The following is a 19,367-nucleotide window of genomic DNA, read 5'->3' on the forward strand; positions in this document are numbered from 1 at the left end:
GAGTCCATCAACCACGCCAAGGCCGCCGAGATCCCCATCATCGTGGCCATTAACAAGATGGATAAGCCCGACGCCAACCCGGACCGCATCAAGGAGCAGCTCACCGCCTACGAGCTGGTGCCCGAGGAATGGGGCGGCGAGACCATCATCTGTCCCATTTCGGCGAAGACCGGCCAGGGCATCGACGAGCTGCTGGAGATGGTCACCCTGACCGCCGAGATGAAGGAACTCAAGGCCAACCCCAACCGCACCGCCCACGGCGCCGTGATCGAGGCCAAGCTGGACAAGGGCCGCGGCCCGGTCGCCACGCTGCTGGTGCAGAACGGCACCCTCCATCAGGGCGATGTGATCATTGCCGGTACGGCGGTGGGCCGGGTGCGTGCCATGACCAACGCCAAGGGCGAGAAGGTCGCCGAGGCGGGCCCCTCCGTGCCGGTGGAGATCATCGGTATGGGCGAGGTGCCCGGCGCGGGCGACGACTTCCACGCCGTGGCTGACGAGCGGATGGCCCGTGAGCTGGTGGAGCAGCGCAAGCACGAACAGAAGATGGCTGCCTCCGGCCCGGTGGGCAAGGTGAGCCTGGAAGATCTGTTCAGCCAGATCAAGCAGGGCGAGATGAAGGATCTGAACATCATCGTCAAGGCCGATGTGCAGGGCTCCGCCGAAGCGGTCAAGGCCAGCCTGGAGAAACTCTCCAACGACGAGGTGCGGGTGCGGGTCATTCACTGCGCCGTGGGCGCCGTCAACGAGAGCGATGTGATGCTGGCCACGACCTCCAACGCTATTATCGTGGGCTTCAACGTCCGCCCCGACAACAACGCCAAGGATACCGCCGCCCGCAATCATGTGGATATGCGGATGTACCGGGTCATTTACGACTGCATCAACGAGATCGAGACCGCCATGAAAGGGCTGCTCTCCCCCAAGTTCAAGGAAGTGGAGCTGGGCCAGGCCGAAGTGCGCAATGTGTTCCGGATCACCGGCGTGGGTATGGTGGCCGGCTGCTACGTCACGGGCGGCAAGATGCAGCGGGGCGCCCAGATGCGCCTGCTGCGGGACAACATCGTCATTTACGACGGCGCCATCGCATCCCTCCAGCGCTTCAAAGACAGCGTGAAGGAGGTCGCCCAGGGCTACGAGTGCGGCATCACCTTTGAAAAGTTCCAGGATATCAAGGAGGGCGATGTGATCGAGGCCTTCCTGATGGAGCAGATCGAGGTGTAGACCGTCAGGATTTGGCGAGCACCAGACTGCCCCGGTCGCCCTCCTTGGGCCCCGCCGCAGGCGGGACGGCGCATTGCGCCGCACAAGCGTTTTCGCAAAGCGGAAACCTTGGCGCAGGGCCGGATTTACTCCGCCCGAGCCTGTGAAGGAACCTGGGGGGCCCCGCGGCGCAGGGCGCCGTGGGGTGGGCGATGGGACCGAGGCCTTCCTGATGGAGCAGATCGAGGTGTAGACGCACGCCTGCCCGGGGAAAATACCGGGGTGTGCCGGAGGACTTCTATCCGGCCATGGAACCGCTGCCTGTTGCGAACGGGCAGGTCTGCCGCAAATTTCGCATTTATTTAACAAACGGATACAGGCCCGTTCCGTCCCCAAGTCATTTGAGGAGGGGCGGGCCTGTATTGCGTTTCTTGAGGAGATAGGTTATGGCAAGTAATCGCATCGGACGCATCAACGAGGAGATCCAGCGGGAGCTGGCTAATCTGATCCGCACGGTGAAGGATCCGCGGGTCCATGGACTGGTGTCCATCACCGCGGTGGACACCACCTCCGACCTGCGCTACGCCAAGGTCTATGTCAGCGTGCTGGACCGCAGCGACGTAAACGAAGTGGTCCGCGGGCTCAAGTCCGCCGGCGGCTATCTGCGGCGGGAACTGGGGACAAGGCTGTCCCTGCGGTATACCCCGGAGCTGGTGTTCGAACGGGACGACTCCATCGACAAGGGCGCCCACATCCTGGAGGTTTTAAAGGATATCGAGCGCAGAGAAGAAGGGAATTGAATTTGGATTACAGGGAAGCCGCGGCGCTGCTGCGGGAGCAAGACGCTATTTTGATCCTGACCCATAAGCGCCCCGATGGGGACACCATCGGCTGCGCCGTAGGGCTGTGCGCTGCGCTGCGGAAGCTGGGCAAACAGGCCTGGGTGCTGCCCAACCGGGACGCCACCAGCCTGTTTACCCCCTATCTGGAGGGCTATCTGGCGCCCGAAGCGGTCCGGCCCGCCTTCGTGGTAAGCGTGGATATCGCCGGACGCAGCCTGTTTACCCCTGAGGGGGAGGTGTGGCTGACGCGGGGCATCGACCTGGCCTTTGACCACCATCCTTCCTACGAGGGCTTTGCAGCGGCGTGCTGCGTGGACCCGGGCCGGGCGGCCTGCGGGGAGCTGATTTACGACGTGGTGCGCCAGCTGGGGCCTGTGACGGCGGAAATCGCCCAGCCGCTCTATGTGGCGGTGTCCACCGATACCGGCTGCTTCCAGTATGGCAACACCACCCCGGCCACCCACCGGGTGGCCGCCGCGCTGATGGAGGCCGGGATCGATTACGCCAGCCTCAACAAGCGCCATTTCCGCACCAAGTCCTTCCGGCGCCTGCGTATCGAGAGCATGATCGTGGAGGGGATGGAGCGGTACGACGGGGGAAAGACGGCCGTCGCCGCCGTGACACTGGCCATGATGGCCGCGCTGGGCGCCCACGAAGAAGACGTGGAGGATATCGCCGCCTTTGTGGGCCAGACGGAGGGGGTGGAGACCTCCGTGACCATCCGGGAGCTGGCGGAGGGCGAGTGCAAGCTGAGCGTGCGTACCAGCGGCGGGCTCAACGCCACCCGCGTGTGCGCCCTGCTGGGGGGCGGGGGCCATGCCGCCGCCGCGGGCTGTACGGTAAAGGGCTCCGTGGCGGACGCCAGGGAAGCCATCCTGAACGCCATCCGGACGGTACAGCGGGATGGCTAACGGGATCCTGGTCGTCGATAAGCCGTCGGGTTGGACGAGTATGGACGTCTGCGCCAAGCTGAAGGGCCTCTTTCAGGAGCGGCGGGTGGGACACGCGGGTACCCTGGACCCCATGGCCACGGGGGTGCTGCCGGTTTTTCTGGGCCGGGCCACCCGGGCGGTAGAGTTCGCGGCGGAATCCGAAAAGGAATATATCGCCGCGTTAAGACTTGGAGTTATCACGGATACCCAGGATATCACCGGGAGCGTGCTGGAGACGCGGCCGGTCGCTGCGGGCCGGGAGGAGCTGGAGGCCGTGCTGGAACGCTTCCGTGGGGAGATCGCGCAGGTGCCCCCCATGTATTCGGCGGTCAAGATCGGCGGGAGGAAGCTTTACGAGCTGGCCCGAAAGGGGACCGAAGTGGAGCGTCCCAGCCGGCGTGTGACCATCCGCGCCCTGGAAGTGCTGGAAGAGGCGGATGTACGGAGGGATGCGCCCTGCGGGTTTGAACCGGAGCCGGATACCTGGTTTCTGCGGGTGGCGTGTTCCAAGGGGACCTATGTGCGCACGCTCTGCCATGAGATCGGACAGGCCCTGGGCTGCGGCGGCACGCTGTCCGCCCTGCGGCGCACCCGTGCGGCAGGATTTGGCCTGGAGGGCGCGGTGACGCTGGAGCAGGTGCGCGCGGCGGGGGATCCGGCGGCCTTGCTGCTGCCGGTGGACGCCTATTTTGCCCGGTATCCCGCGCTCACCGTGCCGGACGCGGCCCTTTCCCGGGCGAAAAACGGCAATCCGTTCCCCTGTGCCGCAGCCGACGGGGACTGGCGGGTCTACGGTCCGGACGGGGCCTTCCTGCTGCTGGGCCGCTGTAGGGGAGGACAGATGAAGACCATCAAAAGCTTTTTCGAGGTGTAGTCGCTTGGATACCAATGAGAACGTAAGAAGGGTCGTCGCCCTGGGCTTTTTTGACGGAGTGCACCTGGGCCACGGGGCGCTTCTGCGCCGGGTGGGAGCCATCGCGGCGCAGAAGGGGGCCGTCCCCGCGGCGGTGACCTTTGATACCCACCCCACCAATCTGATCCTGAACGTGCCGATGCCCCTGCTCACCTCGCCCCTGGACCGGGCGGAGCTGATGCGCCGGTATTACGGCATCCGGGATGTCATCGTCACCCACTTCGACGAGCGGATGATGCACATGCCATGGCAGGAATTTGTCACTCAATATCTGGTAAAAGAGAACGGCGCGGTCCATCTGGTGGCGGGACACGATTTCCACTTCGGCTACAAGGGGGAGGGCAACCCGGAGCGGCTGGCCCAGCTGTGCGCAGCGCAGGGGATCGGCTGCGATATCGTGCCCAAGGTGGAACGGGATCACATCACGGTCTCTTCCACCTATATCCGCACGCTCATCGCCCAGGGGGAGATCGAGCGGGCCAATCAGTTTTTGGGACATCCCCACACGCTGACCGATCGGGTCTCCCACGGCAAGAAGCTGGGCAGCACACTGGGATTTCCAACGGTAAACCTGCGCTTTCAGCCGGGCGTACTGGTGCCTGCCTTTGGCGTGTATGCCACCCGTGTTTTTTTTGAAAACGGGGACAGCCGTCCGGCGGTGACCAACGTAGGGGTGCGCCCCACGGTGGACGACGGCGGCCGGGTCAACGTGGAGGGATTTATCCTGGACTTCAGCGGGGATCTGTACGGACAGACCATCCGCATGGAATTTTACAAGCGCCTGCGGGGGGAGCGGAAGTTCCCGAATCTGGAGGCGCTGCGCAGCGAGGTCATGCGCAACGCGGAACAGACCCGCGCCTATTTCAAGCGCACGGAAGAACGATAAACGCCTTGCGCGGCGCCCAAGTCCTTTTACGGACACTGGCCGCACACGCAAGCATATGAGCAAGCCCATGTAAGACACGACATTGCCGATCTGCCTGAGAGGGGAACTGCTATGCGCTATCGAAGAATGTACCCGGCCGCACTTTGCTTTGCCGCCTTCCTGGCGGCGATCGGGCTGATATTGGACGATCCGTCCAATATTCTGCCGGGCCTGTGGAAGATCATGATCACCGAGGACGCCCTGATCACCGATTATATGGAGATCGCCGGGGTGGGGGCGGCTTTTGTCAATTCCGCCCTGGTCACCCTGATCAGCATCGGCATCCTCTATCTGGCCAAGGACCCCATCAACGGCTATACGGTGGTAGAGATCGAATTGATGGCCGGGTTTGCGCTGTTTGGGAAGAATATCGTCAACATCTGGCCTATCATCGGCGGGACCTTCCTTTATGCCAAGCTGCGGCGAGAGCCCTTTTATACGTACGCGTCGGTCTCGCTGCTGGCTACCGCGCTCTCGCCGGTGGTCAGCTATGTGGCGCTGGACAACGGCTGGGGCAATCTGCCGGCAGGCGTTTTGGTGGGCATATTGATCGGCTTTATCCTGCCGCCCCTCTCGGCCTATACCTATAAGATCCAAAACGGAATGAATCTGTACAACATGGGCTTTGCCTGCGGGCTGCTGGCCCTGATCCTGGCCCCGGTGATGAGCTCCATGGGGGCCGACCTGTCCACCAATTACCACTGGGCCACCGGCTATAATCTCCCTTTGGGGGCGGCCATGGGCGGCATGTGTATCGTGTTTATCGCAGCAGGGCTCTTTTTCTGCAAGCGCCCGGTTTGGGCGGCCTGGGCGGGCTACCGACGCCTGCTCCAGACCACCGGCCGCGCCCCCAGCGATTACCTGCGCATGCTGGGCTCCGCCCCGGTACTGATCAACATGGGCGTCAACGGGCTCATCGGCATCGTGTTTATCCTGGTTACCGGCGGTGATCTGAACGGGCCCACCATCGGCGGGATCATGACCATCATCGGCTTTTCCGCCTTCGGCAAACATGCCCGGAACATTACGCCCGTCATGCTGGGCGTGGTGCTGGGCGGATTGCTGCTCCACCAGGATCTGGGCGCCGGCGCCATGCAGCTGGCCATGCTCTTCGGCACGACGCTGGCTCCCGTCTCCGGCTATTTCGGATGGCCGTTTGGGATCGTGGCGGGTTTTCTCCACTCAGCGGTGGTGCTCTATGCGGGATCTCCGGTGTCCGGCCTCAACCTGTACAACAACGGCTTTTCCGGCGGGTTGATCGCAATCGTGCTCTACCCCATCATCACCGCCGCCATCCGTCACCGCAAGCCGGAGCTTCAGGACGAGGATTACTTCGACGCATTCGAGCATGATACGCCCACCGTTCCGCCGCCCCCCGGAAAGGAAAAATGATCGGAATGCAAAAAGCGGCGCCGTCCTTTTGGACGGCGCCGCCCGGCTTATCGAAAGACCCTGAGACGACGCAGGAAAACAAAGCGTTCCTGCGAAAGGGAAACGCCCCGTGCAGGGCCTTCGCCGCCGCAGCGGCGAAAGGGACTGAAGATCCGTCTTTTCTAAGAACACGCGCCTTAGAAAAACCACCGCTCAGCCCGCAAACGTGCGCGCGCGGCGCGTGCGCTGCGGCGGGCTGCCCCCCTTCGGGAACAGGCCTGCTCGAGACAGCGCATAGTTACCTGGATGCGTCGTCTTGGGCAGGGGCCTTGGGCTTGTTGGGCTCCACCCCGTCGAAGACGGCTTTCGCACTGGCGCACAGGCCGGCCAGGCCCTGGATCTCGCTGGGAATGATGATCTTGGTGGCCTTGCCGTCGGCGGCGGCCTGGAAGGCCTCCAGGGCGCGGATCTTGACCACCTGCTCGTTGGGGTTGGCCTCGTTGAGAAGCTTGAGCGCTTCGGCGGTGGCCTGCTGGACCTTCATGATGGCCTCCGCCTCGCCCTCGGCCTTCATAATGGCGGCCTGCCGGGCTGCGTCGGCCCGGAGGATGACGGACTGCTTCTCGCCTTCCGCCACCAGGATCTGACTCTGCTTCTGTCCCTCGGCCTGGAGGATGGCCTCCCGGCGTTCCCGCTCGGCCTTCATCTGCTTTTCCATGGCGTCCTGGATCTCCCGGGGCGGGATAATGTTTTTCAGCTCCACCCGGTTGACCTTGATGCCCCAGGGGTCGGTGGCCTCGTCCAGGATGGCGCGCATCTTGGAGTTGATGATGTCGCGGCTGGTCAGGGACTGGTCCAGCTCCAAATCGCCGATGATGTTGCGCAGGGTGGTGGCGGTGAGGTTCTCAATGGCGCTCATGGGGTGCTCCACGCCGTAGGTATACAGCTTGGGGTCGGTGATCTGGAAGTAGAGCACGGTGTCGATCTGCATGGTGACGTTATCCTTGGTGATGACGGGCTGGGGAGCGAAGTCCACCACCTGCTCCTTCAGAGAGACGGCTTTGGCCACTTTTTCAATAAAGGGGACCTTGAAGTGGATACCGACGCCCCAGACGGAGTGGAATGCGCCCAGCCGTTCGATGACATAGGCCTTGGACTGCTGGACGACCTTAATGTTGGTGGCCAGCACCAGAATGACGAGTACGATGAGAATGATCACGATGATGGGAATGATCGGCGGCATGTCAGTTCCTCCTTTTTAAACCTGCGGCGTCCGCGCGGCTTCCGCCGCCGGCGTCACGATAACCTTGACTCCTTCGATCCGCAGCACCCGCACCTTGGCGCCCGAGGGGATCGCGGCCGCATCCGGCTCCGTCCGGGCGGTCCAGACCGCGCCCTGAACGGTGATCTGGCCCTGGGCCTTCAGGTTGTCGATGTCCTGCGTCACGATCCCCTCCGCCCCGATGACCCGGTCTGCATTGGTGGCTACCCGGGCGGGGTTGACGTACTTTCGGGCCAGCGGCCGCACGGCCAGCAGGCACAGGAACGAGACCACCAGGAACAGCGCGATCTGAAGCCAGATGTTGGAGACGAAGAAGGACAGAATGAGCGCACACAGCGCGCCCACACCGAACCAAATTGAGGTCAGCCCCACGGTAATTGCCTCGGCGGCGAATAAAAGCACCATGGCGACCAGCCAGAAGATACTGGGAACCGGCACAGGCACCCCTCCTTTTTCGGTTTCTGGTTCTATCCTAACACAGCGCAGGGAAAAAAGAAAGTAATTTCGCGTTCCGGATTTGCCAAGCACAGGGAAATCAGGTATACTATACTGGACTGAAATCAGAAGGCGTATGAGATGGAGCGGATCGGATGAAAGAAATGCTGCAATTGGCCGTGCCCACCCTGTTTGGGCTGGAGGGCCTGTGTGCCGAGGAGCTGCGGCGGCTGGAGCTGCCTGAGGTCCGGGCGGAAAACGGGCGGGTGCTCTGCCGGGCGCGGGCGGAGGATATTGCCCGGATCAACCTGAACCTGCGCACCGGCGAACGGGTACTGCTGGTGCTGGGCAGTTTCCCGGCCGGAAGCTTCGACGCTCTGTTTGAGGGGACCCGCGCGCTGCCCTGGGAGGAGTTTGTTCCGCGGGAGGGGAGCTTCCCGGTAAAGGGACATGCCCTCAATTCCGCCCTCCACGCGGTGCCCGCCTGTCAGGCCATCGTGAAGAAGGCGATCGCCGCCCGGCTGGGGGAGCGGTATGGATTGGAGCAGCTGCCCGAGACCGGGGCCCTTTACCAGGTGCAGTTTTCCATTATGAAGGACACGGCCACCCTGATGCTGGATACCTCGGGGCCGGGACTGCACAAGCGGGGCTACCGGGCGGTGGGGGTGACCGCACCCCTGCGGGAGACCCTGGCCGCCGCGCTGGTGCTGCTGTCCCGCTACCGGGGCAGGGACCCCTTCTGCGACCCGTTCTGCGGCTCGGGCACCATCGCCATCGAAGCCGCGCTGATCGCCAAAAACCGGGCCCCGGGGCTGTCCCGGGCCTTCTCCGCCCAGAAGTGGCGGTGGCTGGACGCCAAAAGCTGGCTGGATGCCGCAGACGAGGCCATGGACAGGGAATTCGGCGGGACGTATGACATCTGGGGAGGCGACGTGGACCCCAAGGCGGTGGAGATCGCACGGGCCAACGCCGTCAAGGCGGATGTGGAGGATCTGGTGCGCTTCGAGACGGCGGATGCCGCCCGGTTCCGGCGGGATACGCCCTATGGCCGGGTCGTCACCAATCCGCCCTATGGAGAACGCATCCTGGAGAAGCGGGAGGCGGAGGAACTTTACCGCGCATTCGGCCGGGCGGTACGTGGTCTGCCGGAGGGGTGGCGCGTGAGCGTGCTCTCCTCCCACACCGAGTTCGAGCGGACGTTTGGGCGCACGGCGGACAAGAAGCGCAAGCTGTACAACGGGATGATCAAATGCGATCTGTTCCAGTATGGAAGATAACGGGAAGGGAACTGCCATGAAGCATCGAAACGCAATCCGTCTGACCGCCGCGGCCCTGTGCCTGTGCCTGGCCGCGGCGTGCCTGTACCCGTCCGCCCAGGCTGCTCCGGCGGGCTCCACGGTCTGGGGATTCAGCGAGGGGATGGCCCTGTGCGAGTTGGACGGCAAATGGGGCTACGTAAACGCCGGGCGGGAGGTGGTCATCCCCATCCAGTACGACAGCGCCGTCTCCTTCTCCCTGGGACTGGCCGCCGTGGAGCTCAGCGACAAGCTGGGCGTGATCCGGCAGGACGGTACTTATCTCATCCGGCCCGAGTATGACAGCCTCATGCCCATCAACTGCGGGTTGTATGTCGTGCAGAAGGGGATCAAGTGGGGCGTAGTGAGCATCCTGCCCTTTTCCGACGGGCAGGGCGGAGCGACCCAGGTGCTCTATGATCTTTCCTACGACAGCATCCAGGTGGTGGAGCAGGGGGGCAGTCAGGTGCTGGAGCTGACCCGGAAGGGCGTCAAGACCATTGTGCCGCTGTTTGAGCTGCCCGGCATTCTGGCCCAGAAGGGGGCACCCTCCGCCCAGTTTCCGCTGAACCGGGGCAAGCTCCCCGGCTTTTCCGACGTATCCCCCCGGGACTGGTACGCCCTGTGGGTGGATGTGGCCTATAATGTGGGCCTGATGGAGGGCGTGGGCGGCAATCAGTTTGCGCCTGGCCGCACCCTGACCGTGGCGGAGGCCCTCAAGCTGGCCGCTACCCTGGAGAGCCGCTACCGGGAGGACGACTTCCATCAGCGGCCCGGTTCCGGGAAGGACTGGTACAGCGCCGCGGTGGACTACTGCATCGCCAGCGGCATCATCACCAGCGGAGCGTTCCGGGAGACGGACTATACCAGACCGGTCAAACGCTGGGAGATGGCCTGTATCTTTGCACACACCAGCCTGGCAAAGGGGATGCCCGCGCGCAACAGCCTGGAGCGTGTCCGCGCCGCCGTGCCCGACGTGGGCATGGGCACGCCCTGCGCGGAGGAGATTTACAGTCTGTATGCCAAAGGGGTCCTGGCGGGGGTGGACGCCAACCTGACGTTCCGGCCCGACGGCGCCCTCACCCGGGCCGAGGCGGCGGCCATCGTCTCCCGCATGGCCCGCACGGAACAGCGTATCACCCTGTGGAGCGTGAGCTTTTTCAGCCGTCCCGCGGCGCAGGACGCCCTGCCTGCGGAGAGCGCCGCTTCCGAGGAGGCGGGCCCTCTGCCGGAGGAGGCCCCGAGTCCCTGAACCTTCTCCAAGGGAGGATTGACCCGATGAAGCACCTGTTTATCATCAACCCCCATGCCGGGAAATACGACCGCAGCCATGAGATCCGGGAGAAAGTGGCGCGCGTTATGGAAGGGCGGGGGAAAGACTATGAGATCCTGGTCACCCAATACGCGGGCCACGGCCGGGAAGAGGTCCGCCGGGCGGCGGAGCTGGGAGAACCCCTGCGGGTCTATGCCTGCGGCGGGGACGGTACGCTCAACGAATGCGTCGTGGGCGCGGCAGGCGCCCCGAACGCGGCGGTGACCCATTACCCCACCGGTTCCGGCAACGACTTTATCCGGATGTTCGGGCCGGACACGTGCCGGTTCCATGACCTGGAAGCCCTGCTGGATGCGCCCCAGGAGAGCCTGGACCTGATCGATTGCAATGGGCACTTGGCCCTCAACGTCTGTTCCGTGGGGTTTGACGCGCGCATCGGTCTGGGGGCGGCGGACTTCAAGAAGCTGCCCCTGGTGAGCGGGACCATGGCCTATCAGCTCTCCGCTCTGCGCACCATTCTGCAGGGCATCCACCGGCCCTACCGGGTGGAGCTGGACGGCGAGGTGCTGGCGCACAAGGAGTTTACCCTCCTGTGCGCCTGCAACGGCCGCTATTACGGCGGCGGCTTCAACCCGTCCACCACGGCGCTGCCCGACGACGGGGCGCTGGATTTTGTCATTATCAAGGCGGTCTCGCGCCTGACCATCCTGGCCCTGATCGGAACGTACGCCAAAGGCGGCGCAAAAGAGATCCCGCAGATCATCCTGCGCCGGGGCCGGGAACTGAAGATCATCTGCCGGGAGCCGGAGATGGTCAATCTGGACGGGGAGCGGGTCGACCTGTCTGAGCTCTCGATCCGGCTGTCTGCTAAAAAAGTGAATTTCTTTTTTCCGGAAGGTACCCACTATGATCCGGCCCGGCGGGGAAGAGTTTTAGAAAAAACGAGATAATAGAAGAAAAAGAAAGAGTCAAACTCTATTTTGAAGATAAATTGAAAAAACGGAATGGCGCGTTGGAAAATTTACAAAATATTAAAAAATTAGGACTTGCGCAAATTAGCAAGTGAGGGTATTATAATAAGCGTGTTAGCACTCCGGTAAAATGAGTGCTAACACGCTTAACAAGTTTACAAGAAAATAACACATACATGAAGGAGGAACCCCAAATGAAGCTCAAACCCCTTGCAGATCGCGTGGTCATTAAGATGGTGGAGGCCGAGGAGACCACCAAGAGCGGCATCATCCTCACCGGCGCCGCGAAGGAGAAGCCCGAAGTGGCCGAAATCATCGAGGTAGGCCCCGGCGGCATGGTGGACGGCAAGGAAGTCACCATGACCGTGAAGAAGGGCGACAAGGTCATCACCAGCAAGTATTCCGGCACTCAGGTCAAGGTGGACGGCGAGGAGTACACCATCGTCCGTCAGTCTGATATTCTGGCTGTCGTGGAGTAAGACCCGCCCGGGGGAGTTTCCGTTCCCCGGATCGGAGTCCGCCATGCCGCGGAAGGCGGCACAGCGGGTTCCCCACCCAATGCCTTTGCACGGCAAAGGCGGCCGCCCGCCGGTGGCGGAGCAGGCAACGGCGTTCTGCGCAGGCGCACAGGAGGGATTGGCCGCAGGGACAAGAGAAGGCGCCCTGGGATGTGTCCTGCTTCGGAAGCATTCAAAATTCGATTCCGCTGAGGCGGAATTTACTTGGAGGTAATCGTTATGGCTAAGATTCTCTGCTACGGTGAGGAAGCCCGTCACGCGCTGGAGCGCGGCGTCAACCAGCTCGCCGATACCGTTAAGATCACCATGGGCCCCAAGGGCCGCAATGTCGTGCTGGACAAGAAGTTCGGCGCGCCCCTCATCACCAACGACGGCGTGACCATCGCCAAGGAGATCGAGCTGGAGGACCCCTTTGAGAATATGGGCGCCCAGCTGGTGAAGGAAGTTGCCACCAAGACCAACGACGTGGCCGGCGACGGCACCACCACCGCCACTCTGCTGGCCCAGGCCATCATCCGCGAGGGCCTGAAGAACCTGGCCGCCGGGGCCAACCCCATGGTCATGAAGAAGGGCATTGCCAAGGCCACCTCTGCCGCCGTGGAGGCCATCAAGGCCAATTCCAAGAAGGTCAACGGCACGGAGGACATCGCCCGCGTCGGCGCCGTCTCTTCCAGCGACGAGACCATCGGCAAGCTGATCGCCGAGGCCATGGAGAAGGTCTCCCACGACGGCGTCATCACCGTTGAGGAGTCCAAGACCGCCGAGACCTATTCCGAGGTCGTCGAGGGCATGCAGTTCGACCGGGGCTATATCACGCCCTATATGGTCACCGACACCGAGAAGATGGAGGCCGTTCTGGACGACGCGCTGATCCTCATTACCGACAAGAAGATCTCCAATATCCAGGAGTTGCTGCCCGTTCTGGAGCAGGTGGTGCAGTCCGGCAAGAAGCTGCTGGTCATTGCCGAGGATGTGGAGGGCGACGCCCTGTCCACCCTGATCGTCAACAAGCTGCGCGGCACCCTGAACGTGGTCTGCGTCAAGGCCCCCGGCTTCGGCGACCGCCGCAAGGAGATGCTGGAGGATATCGCCGTCCTCACCGGCGGAACTGTGATCTCCTCCGACATGGGCTATGAGCTGAAGGAAGCCACCATGGATATGCTGGGCAAGGCCCGCCAGGTGAAGATTTCCAAGGAGAACACCATCATTGTGGACGGCGCCGGCAGCGCCGATGCCATCAAGGGCCGCGTCAACCAGATCAAGAATCAGATTGAGACCACCACCTCCGATTACGACAAGGAGAAGCTGCAGGAGCGCCTGGCCAAGATGGCCGGCGGCGTGGCCATCATCCGCGTCGGCGCCGCCACCGAGGTGGAGATGAAGGAGAAGAAGCTGCGCATCGAGGACGCGCTGAACGCCACCCGCGCCGCCGTGGAAGAGGGCATCGTGGCCGGCGGCGGCACCGCCTACGTCAACGCCGTTGCCGCGGTCGAGAAGCTGGTGAGCGAGGTCGAGGGCGACGAGAAGACCGGCGTGCGCATCATTGCCAAGGCCCTGACTGAGCCTGTGAAGCAGATCGCCACCAACGCCGGCATCGACGGCTCCGTGGTGCTGGAGAAGATCCGCGAGTCCGGCAAGACGGGCTACGGCTTCGACGCCTATAATGAGGTTTATGTGGACATGATTTCCGCCGGTATCGTGGATCCCACCAAGGTGACCCGTTCCGCCCTGGAGAACGCCGCGTCCATCTCCGCCACCCTGCTGACCACCGAGGCTCTCGTCGCCGATAAGCCCCAGCCCCCCGCGCCCGCCGCACCCGCTGCCCCCGACATGGGCGGCATGTACTAAGCAATCGCCTGAATCCATTGGGATGAAAGCAATTGCCGGAGGTGCAGCCGTGGATTTACGATAAACTTACGACAATTGCAAAGGAAAAGCGCCTGATATGTATGAACGCCGCTGTCTGCAAATCGCAGACAGCGGCGTTTTTTTCTTGCCATCAATGAACCTATGAGCTACCGCTAATAGAATAATGTGCCGAGGATCAAGCCGCATACTTGCCCCTCGGTACAGATAAAAACAAAGCATAAATGAAATTATTTTTCTAGCTCAATTTTGCCATGCTCCGCTTCATAGTCAGCAATGAACTTTAACATAAGCTGAATGATCTGGGCATTCGCAGAACGGCCGTGGAAGCCGCATACATAGCGGAATTTTGCAAGGATGTTGCCATCGACACGCAGGCCAAAATGCTTCTCGTTTGCTTTATTCTCCATGAGAACCCCTCCAAAATAGAGTTGTAACAACTTTATTTTAGACTTGCGGATTGCCTTCAAACCAAAACGGAGTTATTATAGAGTTGTTATAACTCTGAAATTTGGAGGTGTAGAAATATGAGGGCCAAAACCTGCTGTTTTACAGGTCATAGGGATCTTAGTCCTGCAAATCGTGGACTTATTGAACAACGACTGGAACAAACGCTAATCCGCCTCATAGAGTCTGGTGTAATCTATTATGGCTCAGGCGGTGCCTTGGGTTTCGATACATTGGCCAGCTTATCAGTCCTTAAGCTGAAGCAGTAATATCCTCATATTAAGTTGATCCTTGTCCTCCCCTGTTATTCACAGACTAGAGGATGGAAGGAGGATGATATCAGAATCTATGAGGAGATCAAGCATGCGGCTGATAAAGTTGTGTATACCTCCAAAGACTACAGCCCGGACTGCATGCAAAAAAGGAACCGTCATTTGGTTGACCATAGCGGCATCTGCGTTGCCTTTCTGCAGAAAACCAGTGGAGGCACAAAATACACGTGGAATTATGCCTGCAGATCCGGGTTGACCGTCATCAATTTGGCTGAGTAAGCATTCTTAGTTGGGGCATTTTTACAGCCTGCCAGAATACACTATTTATCCTTCCCGTTCAGTATGGTGATACTTGTCGTTTCAGAAAAAGTGTTGTATTATTTTGTCAGTAAATATTAGCATTTTAACGGTAACTGTTAGAAATGAGGATTATTGTATGAGCCGAATTTTCAAAGTTTTGTTGTCGTTCTGTTTGGTTTTCTGCCTATTGCCTTCGCAAGCTTTCGCAGCAAACACCACCTATGAGTTGGACGAGCTTGGTATGAGCATTGAGCTTCCGTCCAATCATGTTGTTTTTACCCGCGACATCAAGGCAAATGACACCAATTTGAGTGCTTATGGTTTAACAAAAGATGGAATGTCTTCCTTGATGCTGGAGCGAAGCATCTATTTGAATGCTTGGGATGAGGATGTCAATTATGAGATCATCGTGACAATGGTAGATAGCCCGTTTGAGGATTATAACCAGTTCAGTGATACAACACTTAATGGTTTCGTATCGGCGTTGGAAACAGAATATGCCAGTATGGGAATCACCTTTATTCGCTCAGACCTTTATCAGCACAGCCAAGCAAAATTTGCTAAAATTTACATCTCCCAGCCAAATAACGGAGATACCGCATATGGGTTGCAGTACCACACAGTCTACAATGGAAAGGCAATTAACATCACACTGCAGTCATATTCAGGGGAAATAGATTCAAGTCGGGAAGCGATTATTCAAGAAATCGTGGATACTATCCGTTTTGATACTGAACCTCAATTTAGCGCTCCTCCTGCTCAAACCAAAGCTTTTACATATACCGACAAAGACAGCGGGATGACTTTCACTGTTCCGGCAAACTGGATCGAATCCTCGATGAATGAAAATCGCGAGTACATCGATGCAAAATTCACCTCGAATTTGGAGGAGGGCCTGTGCATTATTTTCTCAAGTCAAGATGTATATGAATTAGAAGACTTCAAGGCAGAGTTATCTGCAACTGAGCAACTCCTTTTGACCAGAGATGTAATCGGAAATGATATTTTTACTAAAGCAGATATTGCAGAAATGTATGGCTGTAAAGAAAAAGATGTATTGATGGTTACCTATGGGGACAAAGAATACTACACGGCGGAAGTAATAAAAACAGACACCTCCTATGGCATACCTATTTCTGTACCGATGGTGTACTTGCTCAGATGCGAAAATGGATATATGTATATGTTTCAATTCAACGGAACAAAGGACAGTCCTTATTTTGATGATTTTATAAATCTTATTAGCAGCGCAAAATATCCAGTTATTGCAGATGAAATGCTCGTTCAAAGAAGAACTATTGGTATCGTTTTTATTCTCGTGTTGATTGTTTTGGCAATAATTTGTGTTTTTGCAGTTCAAAAACGGAGATCTGGAAAAGGAAGCATTGAAGGCTCTGTTCATATAACAGATTCGGCTCATAATGAGGAAGATAATCAGAATGAAACATTTCTATCCGGTAATATCCAGGAAGCCATTCATAGGGCAACTGATTCAGCAGATGATTCATCGGTTATATTTTGTCATAAATGCGGGGCTAAAGTTAATTATGGAAGTCAATTTTGCCATAAATGCGGGGCAAAGCTTTTTACTGAGGAGGGCAGATGATGCAATACTACATCAAAGCGTTCAAAAATTATTGTAATAGCAGCGGACGCGCAACTCGAAAAGAACTTTGGTTATTCTTTCTGTTTCATTTCTTGGTGATTTTTATTTTAGCCTTTTTGGACGGATTATTCGGATTTTACTCTACCTCTATACCCCTCGATTACGGATATATGACCATTGCTTATCTCTTGATTTCTATTTGCCCAGCTGCATGCGTTCAGATTCGCAGACTACATGATGTTAACAAAGCAGGAACTTGGTGGCTCTTATTTAATGTTCCTTTAGTATCATTTTATGTGCTTTATCTCTATCTAAAGCGTGGTGACCCCGGAATCAATGTTTACGGTGCTCCCTCAGAACAACAGTCTTACGAAGGATCTGCGCCTATAGTCCAAGTATATGAACCTATTTCGGAGCAACAGACAATTCAATATCAGCCTATTGTTCCGGATATGACGATTAATAATCCTCCGCAGATTAGGTATTGTAGAAAATGTGGGTTTGAATTAATAGTTGGCAGTGAGTTTTGCAGCAAGTGCGGCACTGCAGTCATAAAGGATTGATACATATGAAATGTCAAAAATGTGGTTATTCCATTCCTGAAGATAGCGAGTTTTGCCAGTATTGTGGTGCTCATCTTGAACCTCAACTCGCCTCGGAAACAGTTACTACGCCTGCGGAGACTCTCCCTCCTGTAGAGTCGGCATCTGAAACGGTATCTGAAACTGCCCCCACAGAGCCCCAGCCTGAAGTCGTTCAGGAAGAATCGCTTATGAGCCGGGCATACCGTTCTTATATAAGCACTGATCCTGAAGAAAAGCGTTTCTTCGAAGAACTGCTTGGGACCGAGGAGTTAAAAAATGCTTATTTGGAAGAGTGTGAGCAGAACCAGAGAGAATACGACAAGGGAGTTCGTATCAATTTCAAACAATCGTACACGCAATTCATGGGTGCACTTCATGACGAGTATTTTAGCGCACCACAGACTTCTCATGAAGAACCTGTGCCAGCAGAGGAACCAGTTGCCCCTGTTACCGCTCCGATAGCTGAAAAGACCATGGTTCCGAATAGTAATGAAAAGCACAATTTTTGCAAGAAATGTGGTTCTGCCATTGATCCCAATACGAAGAAATGTAGCGGCTGCGGTAAACAGTATTTCAATGGCAAAAAGACAGTCCCCATCGTTCTCCTTTCTGTGCTACTTATTGGATCTATTGGCCTAAATGTAATGCAGTATCTACAAGGCCAAGAAGCTAGTGAAACAGTTTCAGCGCAGACGACACAGATTGAGGAACTAGAGAAAGAGGTTTCAACGCAGAAAAGTACCATTTCTTCTCAAAAGAGCCAAATAGCTGATCTTGAGGAAAAGGGCGGGTATTTCGATACAATTTGCAAAGAACTCAGCACGGGGAATATAGGCTATGCTGCCAGCAACTTCAAAGCCAGTGAAAGTGTAATCGTTGTAGATAAAAATGAGACAAACCGGAAGTTTACGCTTACGGCAAACTGGACTAATGGCGGTACGGTTTCTACTGATTATTCCGGATATTCGGCATGGGTTAACTTTGATAATGACTCCTGGACGACCTCGACGAAAATGACTATTGAGCCTTGGCAAGAAGGCGTTACAGCAGTTACTTTTAGCAATGATGTAGATTCAAAAACTTTTAAGATCTTAATTATTGTGACGGAGTAAATTCCCGTTCAGAAAAAACTTGTCTCAAAATTATACGTTCCTTGGCTTTACCACAATCCTAGTCGCGAATGTCACATCCCCTACTGTTGATTGCCGGAGATACAAAATATAGTGCATCAATAAAATATATATCGATATATAGTTGATTTTTCTGGTTGCTTATAGTATCTTGTTATTGTCTTATCAAAAAGTACCGGTTGAAAAACATTGTTAGTTAGAAGGAAATCCCACTTATTAGAGCGCCGCTTTCAGCGGCAAACAAAGCGGAAGCCGTCCTATGGACGGCATGAAAAACCATGCGGAGGGCGGAAACGCCCAGACAATCCCACATGCAGGCGGGAAAGTTTGCTGCACTTGCCAACCCGATACCCTGCGGGAACAACGACCCAGCGTAGTCCAAAACTGCGCCAATGAATTTCTTTCGTGAACGGGCTTTGCGCCGGAGGTGGATAATGTAATTATTCACCAACAGCGTTTCACGGGAGGAGGTGGCCGCTATGGCACATTCTATCTTTCACCATAGCAAGCTGAACGCACACAATCAGCAGACCACCTCCGGCAATAGGCCCACATAGGCAATTTATAACCAGGGGAAACCGCTTTGGCTTACAGGAAGCCGAAGCAAAGCCCCGGTTATAAAAGGAACGAACAATCTGCCCTGGCAAGGCAGATCCAGGCAGACCTCCAAAAACTCGGCATGACACAAAAGGAACTGGCAACCGCAAGCGGTATGTCGGAGGCCAGATTGAGCCGGATTTTGCGGAGTGGAAAAGTACGGCTGACAGAACAGGACATTAACCAGTTAGCCCTTGGCCTTAGAAAGACAACGGCAGAACGGGATAACCTGCGGTATCTCGCATGGCCCGAACTGTACGAGATTGACAAGGCGTTAAAGCGGCGTGACGGGTGTGTGTTCCTGGTAAACTGTGAACTGGCCGAACAGGGACTTCCCTTATTGGGAAGCAATTTTGAAGAATGACAGAAAACCGCCGTCCCAGGCAGCAAGTGGGACGGCGGTAATTTTTTTGTCTGAATTTCACTAGTGAAATTTTCAAGGGATTTTCTGCGGTATGATAAGGCCACACAAGGACTTGTGACCTTATCACCAGGGCGGCGGACAGGCCAGCTTCCGCCCACAATATCATGGAGGAAATTGCTATGAAAATCACTGACCTCATCATTGACCCTAAGAGCCTGGGGAGCAAGCTGTGGCTGGTGGA

19 protein-coding genes are annotated in these 19,367 nt (G+C 57.4%); 16 read left to right on the forward strand and 3 right to left on the reverse strand.

The genetic code is table 11. From position 1 onward, the window contains the following. The 6 genes from infB to MR825_RS05645 all read left to right on the forward strand — a co-directional run. On the forward strand, positions 1 to 1,224 hold a 1,224-nt coding region (gene infB / locus MR825_RS05620; protein WP_287879383.1), incomplete at its 5' end, for a translation initiation factor IF-2. 425 nt (positions 1,225 to 1,649) lie between these two features. Further along, positions 1,650 to 2,003, forward strand: coding sequence for a 30S ribosome-binding factor RbfA (gene rbfA, locus MR825_RS05625; RefSeq protein WP_186906901.1), 354 nt, complete (start codon positions 1,650 to 1,652; stop codon positions 2,001 to 2,003). A gap of 2 nt (positions 2,004 to 2,005) precedes the next feature. Next, the gene (locus MR825_RS05630; RefSeq protein WP_256175142.1) at positions 2,006 to 2,956 is read left to right on the forward strand and encodes a DHH family phosphoesterase; all 951 of its coding nucleotides are present in this window, start codon (positions 2,006 to 2,008) and stop codon (positions 2,954 to 2,956) included. Then, a complete protein-coding gene (truB, locus tag MR825_RS05635; protein ID WP_186906899.1) occupies positions 2,949 to 3,851 on the forward strand; it encodes a tRNA pseudouridine(55) synthase TruB in 903 nt (300 codons plus the stop codon). Before MR825_RS05630 ends, truB begins: the two co-directional genes overlap by 8 nt. 4 nt (positions 3,852 to 3,855) lie before the next feature. Then, entirely contained in the window at positions 3,856 to 4,776 is a 921-nt protein-coding gene (ribF, locus tag MR825_RS05640; RefSeq protein WP_186906898.1) for a riboflavin biosynthesis protein RibF, read from the forward strand. A gap of 111 nt (positions 4,777 to 4,887) precedes the next feature. Continuing rightward, positions 4,888 to 6,207 (forward strand): DUF1576 domain-containing protein, encoded by a 1,320-nt coding sequence (locus MR825_RS05645; protein ID WP_287879386.1) that lies wholly within the window; start codon positions 4,888 to 4,890, stop codon positions 6,205 to 6,207. A gap of 277 nt (positions 6,208 to 6,484) precedes the next feature. Here MR825_RS05645 and MR825_RS05650 read toward each other — a convergent pair whose 3' ends face one another. Next, positions 6,485 to 7,429, reverse strand: a complete 945-nt coding sequence (locus MR825_RS05650) for an SPFH domain-containing protein (RefSeq protein WP_256175143.1) — start codon at positions 7,427 to 7,429, stop codon at positions 6,485 to 6,487. 15 nt (positions 7,430 to 7,444) lie between these two features. Continuing rightward, positions 7,445 to 7,906 (reverse strand): NfeD family protein, encoded by a 462-nt coding sequence (locus MR825_RS05655; RefSeq protein WP_186906895.1) that lies wholly within the window; start codon positions 7,904 to 7,906, stop codon positions 7,445 to 7,447. A 152-nt stretch (positions 7,907 to 8,058) separates the two neighbouring features. On the opposite strand from MR825_RS05655, the gene MR825_RS05660 reads away from it, so the two are divergent. From MR825_RS05660 to groL, 5 genes are all read left to right on the forward strand, one after another. Next, complete coding sequence (locus MR825_RS05660) at positions 8,059 to 9,180, forward strand: THUMP domain-containing class I SAM-dependent RNA methyltransferase (RefSeq protein ID WP_256175144.1); 1,122 nt, start codon at positions 8,059 to 8,061, stop codon at positions 9,178 to 9,180. Between the two features lie 16 nt (positions 9,181 to 9,196). Then, positions 9,197 to 10,450 (forward strand): WG repeat-containing protein, encoded by a 1,254-nt coding sequence (locus MR825_RS05665; RefSeq protein ID WP_256175145.1) that lies wholly within the window; start codon positions 9,197 to 9,199, stop codon positions 10,448 to 10,450. Positions 10,451 to 10,476: 26 nt separating this feature from the next. Next, positions 10,477 to 11,421 carry a diacylglycerol/lipid kinase family protein gene (locus MR825_RS05670; RefSeq protein ID WP_287879392.1) on the forward strand — a complete coding sequence of 315 codons (945 nt, stop codon included), beginning with the start codon at positions 10,477 to 10,479 and terminating at the stop codon, positions 11,419 to 11,421. A 215-nt stretch (positions 11,422 to 11,636) separates the two neighbouring features. Beyond that, on the forward strand, positions 11,637 to 11,921 hold the full coding sequence (locus tag MR825_RS05675; protein ID WP_186906891.1) for a co-chaperone GroES: 285 nt from the start codon (positions 11,637 to 11,639) through the stop codon (positions 11,919 to 11,921). Between the two features lie 258 nt (positions 11,922 to 12,179). Next, the gene (gene groL / locus MR825_RS05680; protein WP_186906890.1) at positions 12,180 to 13,808 is read left to right on the forward strand and encodes a chaperonin GroEL; all 1,629 of its coding nucleotides are present in this window, start codon (positions 12,180 to 12,182) and stop codon (positions 13,806 to 13,808) included. 248 nt (positions 13,809 to 14,056) lie between these two features. On the opposite strand, the gene MR825_RS05685 is transcribed toward groL, so the two are convergent. Continuing rightward, positions 14,057 to 14,236, reverse strand: coding sequence for a hypothetical protein (locus tag MR825_RS05685; RefSeq protein WP_287879397.1), 180 nt, complete (start codon positions 14,234 to 14,236; stop codon positions 14,057 to 14,059). A gap of 315 nt (positions 14,237 to 14,551) precedes the next feature. Here MR825_RS05685 and MR825_RS14380 point away from each other — a divergent pair, with 315 nt between their 5' ends. The 5 genes from MR825_RS14380 (at position 14,552) to MR825_RS05710 (ending at position 19,126) form a co-directional block, all read left to right on the forward strand. After that, positions 14,552 to 14,824 carry an SLOG family protein gene (locus MR825_RS14380; protein WP_353845866.1) on the forward strand — a complete coding sequence of 91 codons (273 nt, stop codon included), beginning with the start codon at positions 14,552 to 14,554 and terminating at the stop codon, positions 14,822 to 14,824. Positions 14,825 to 14,981: 157 nt separating this feature from the next. Beyond that, positions 14,982 to 16,451 carry a zinc ribbon domain-containing protein gene (locus MR825_RS05695; protein WP_287879399.1) on the forward strand — a complete coding sequence of 490 codons (1,470 nt, stop codon included), beginning with the start codon at positions 14,982 to 14,984 and terminating at the stop codon, positions 16,449 to 16,451. Continuing rightward, positions 16,451 to 17,014 carry a DUF805 domain-containing protein gene (locus MR825_RS05700; RefSeq protein WP_287879401.1) on the forward strand — a complete coding sequence of 188 codons (564 nt, stop codon included), beginning with the start codon at positions 16,451 to 16,453 and terminating at the stop codon, positions 17,012 to 17,014. The genes MR825_RS05695 and MR825_RS05700 overlap by 1 nt, the downstream gene beginning before the upstream one ends. A gap of 5 nt (positions 17,015 to 17,019) precedes the next feature. After that, positions 17,020 to 18,147 (forward strand): zinc ribbon domain-containing protein, encoded by a 1,128-nt coding sequence (locus MR825_RS05705; RefSeq protein WP_287879403.1) that lies wholly within the window; start codon positions 17,020 to 17,022, stop codon positions 18,145 to 18,147. 601 nt (positions 18,148 to 18,748) lie between these two features. Further along, positions 18,749 to 19,126, forward strand: coding sequence for a helix-turn-helix domain-containing protein (locus MR825_RS05710; protein ID WP_287879405.1), 378 nt, complete (start codon positions 18,749 to 18,751; stop codon positions 19,124 to 19,126). Positions 19,127 to 19,367: the final 241 nt, after the last annotated feature.

The sequence above is a fragment of the Lawsonibacter sp. genome (assembly GCF_022777125.1).
GTDB classification, from domain to species: Bacteria; Bacillota; Clostridia; order Oscillospirales; family Oscillospiraceae; genus Lawsonibacter_A; species Lawsonibacter_A hominis.